Source organism: Mesorhizobium sp. M4B.F.Ca.ET.089.01.1.1, assembly GCF_004022605.1.
Lineage (GTDB): Bacteria > Pseudomonadota > Alphaproteobacteria > Rhizobiales > Rhizobiaceae > Mesorhizobium > Mesorhizobium abyssinicae.
This window is the reverse complement of record NZ_RZOS01000652.1, coordinates 1-2,381: the sequence shown is the minus strand read 5'-3', so window position 1 is coordinate 2,381 and position 2,381 is coordinate 1. Positions and strand designations below refer to the sequence as shown.

The window sequence follows — 2,381 nt, the reverse complement described above, 5'->3', positions numbered from 1 at the left end:
GGTGAGAACCGTGTGCTTCAATTCGTCGAGGTCGACGTTGCAGGCGCGCATGACGGCGGCCGCCTCGGTGTCGTCGATCAACGCGAGCAGCAGGTGTTCGAGTGTTGCGTATTCATGGTGCCGCTCATTGGCGAGCGTCAGCGCCTGATGTAGCGCCTTTTCCAGGCCTTGGGAGAAAGCCGGCATGTTACCTCACTTCTTCTCCATCACGCATTGCAGCGGATGCTGATTCTGTCGGGCGAAATCCATGACCTGGGACACTTTGGTCTCGGCCACCTCGAATGTATAGACCCCGCACTCGCCCACTCCATGATTGTGAACATGAAGCATGATGCGTGTGGCGGCTTCGCGGTCCTTCTGGAAAAAACGCTCCAGCACGTGAACCACGAACTCCATGGGCGTGTAGTCGTCGTTGAGGATGAGGACCCGGTAGAGACTGGGCTTCTTGGTCTTGGTTTTGGTGCGCGTGATGACGGCCGTACCGCGACCGGCCTCGTTGCCGTCGCCTTCACTCTGCATCCGCACCACGCCTGCCGTGGCAGTCAAACCGATCGTCACGTAGTCCTGCCTTTTTCGAATCCCCATGCGAGTTCGACATGTAGGTGTTCGATGAACGATTTTAAGCCCTTCTGTTTAGCTGACAATATGGCTAGGTGGGCAAACTTCAGCGATTTTCGCAATCGTGAAGGCAGCAAAGCCGCCGGATTGGAGCGAACATGAAAAAACCCGGCCGCGCATCCGCGACCGGGTCTGTCTTGCAGGCCGGCTAGCCTAATTTCAGTGCCTTGCGGCGAAATTACTTCGACTTGGCGACGATCGATTCGAACGGCTTGTAGGCTTCCTTGGCGAGTTCGGCATAGAGGTCGCCGATCTTGGCGGCCTCGGCGACGAAGCTCTCGTAGCTCTGCTTGGCGTAGTCGGACTGGATCTCGATCGCCTTGTCCAGCGACTTGGCCGAGAACAGCTTCTCGACGGCGGCACTGCCGGCCTCGAAGCTCTTCTTGGTGTACTCGCCCGCTTCGGTGGCGATCGCCTGCGCGCCCTTGGTGAGCGAAGCAAAGCTCTTCAATCCGGTGTCGGCAAATTCCTTGCCGTATTTGCTGAAGTCCTCGTAGGTCTGGGCCATTTCACGCTTCCCTTCGTGGTTGAAACGCCCTTTTGCCCCGGGCGCCCTTGTGCAATGCACCGTAAATATATTGTGCGATGCACAAAAGTCAAGTTTTTGCCTGTTTGCTGGGCATAGGCGGACGGGAAGAGTCCAAAATTCGAATAAAAAGCGGCTCAAATCGCCAGAAAATGGTGAACGCGGCGGTTACCATAAACGGATTGGTAACGCTGCCCGCGATAGCTTGACCGGAAGCGAGGCAGGCTCACGCCGCCGCCTCCGGGGCAACGAAAATTCAGGGAAGTATCAGTGCGTCAGGCGTTGTCGGGCTTCGTCTCCAAATCCTCCTCATTCCTCAAGGCGGCCACGATCGTCGCCTTGGCGATGGGCGTCGTCGTCGCCGATGCCGCCTCGTCGATGGCGGCGAAGTCGGCCGCCATCGTCATCGACGCCAAGACCGGCAAGGTGCTGTATTCCTCCGACGCCAATGGTCGGCGCTATCCCGCTTCGCTGACCAAGATGATGACGCTCTACCTGACGTTCGAGGCGCTGGCGAAGGGCCGGATATCGAAGAACACGCCGGTGCCGTTCTCCGCCCACGCCGCGGCCGAGCCGCCGACCAAGCTCGGCGTCAAGCCCGGCGGATCGGTGTCCGTCGACACCGCCATCCTGTCGATGGTGACCAAGTCGGCCAATGATTCCGCGACGGCGCTGGGCGAGCTGATCGGTGGCAACGAAGCCAATTTCGCCCGCATGATGACCGCCAAGGCGCGTCAGCTCGGCATGAACGGCACGGTCTTCCGCAACGCCAACGGCCTGCCCGATCCGGGCCAGTTCACCACGGCCCACGATATGGCCATGCTCGGCATCGCGTTGAGGGAGCACTTCCCGCAATATTACGGCTACTTTTCGCAGCGCTCCTTCCTGTACGGCCGCCAGCGCATCAACGGCCACAACCGCTTGCTCGGCCGCATCAAGGGCGTGGACGGAATCAAGACCGGCTACACCCGCGCTTCCGGCTACAATCTGGTCTCGTCGGTCAACGACGGCGATCGCAAGCTCGTCGCGGTGGTGATGGGCGGCGCCTCGGGCCGCTCGCGCGACAACCAGATGGCCGGTCTGATCAACGCCTACATGCCGAGGGCATCGACGCGCGGTGGTGGCGCCCTGGTCGCCCAGGCCGGTGGCGGCAATCCGATCAGCGCCCTCGCCACGGCGTTCCTGCCGAAGCACGATGCACCGACCCCGGACGAAAAGCCGGCGGTTGCAGACGAAG

General features: G+C 60.8%; 4 protein-coding genes. 1 reads left to right on the top strand and 3 read right to left on the bottom strand.

Features of this window, described 5'->3' with window-relative positions:
* The 3 genes from EN780_RS32240 to EN780_RS32230 form a co-directional block, all read right to left on the bottom strand.
* Window positions 1-186 (bottom strand): Clp protease N-terminal domain-containing protein (locus EN780_RS32240; protein ID WP_133372816.1); only part of this gene is annotated, 186 nt, incomplete at its 3' end.
* Between the two features lie 6 nt (window positions 187-192).
* A complete protein-coding gene (gene clpS, locus EN780_RS32235) occupies window positions 193-519 on the bottom strand; it encodes an ATP-dependent Clp protease adapter ClpS (RefSeq protein WP_187331408.1) in 327 nt (108 codons plus the stop codon).
* A 277-nt stretch (window positions 520-796) separates the two neighbouring features.
* Complete coding sequence (locus EN780_RS32230) at window positions 797-1,126, bottom strand: phasin family protein (RefSeq protein ID WP_127284619.1); 330 nt, start codon at window positions 1,124-1,126, stop codon at window positions 797-799.
* 288 nt (window positions 1,127-1,414) lie between these two features.
* On the opposite strand from EN780_RS32230, the gene EN780_RS32225 reads away from it, so the two are divergent.
* The coding region (locus EN780_RS32225; RefSeq protein ID WP_133372815.1) for a D-alanyl-D-alanine carboxypeptidase family protein at window positions 1,415-2,381 on the top strand (967 nt) is incomplete at its 3' end.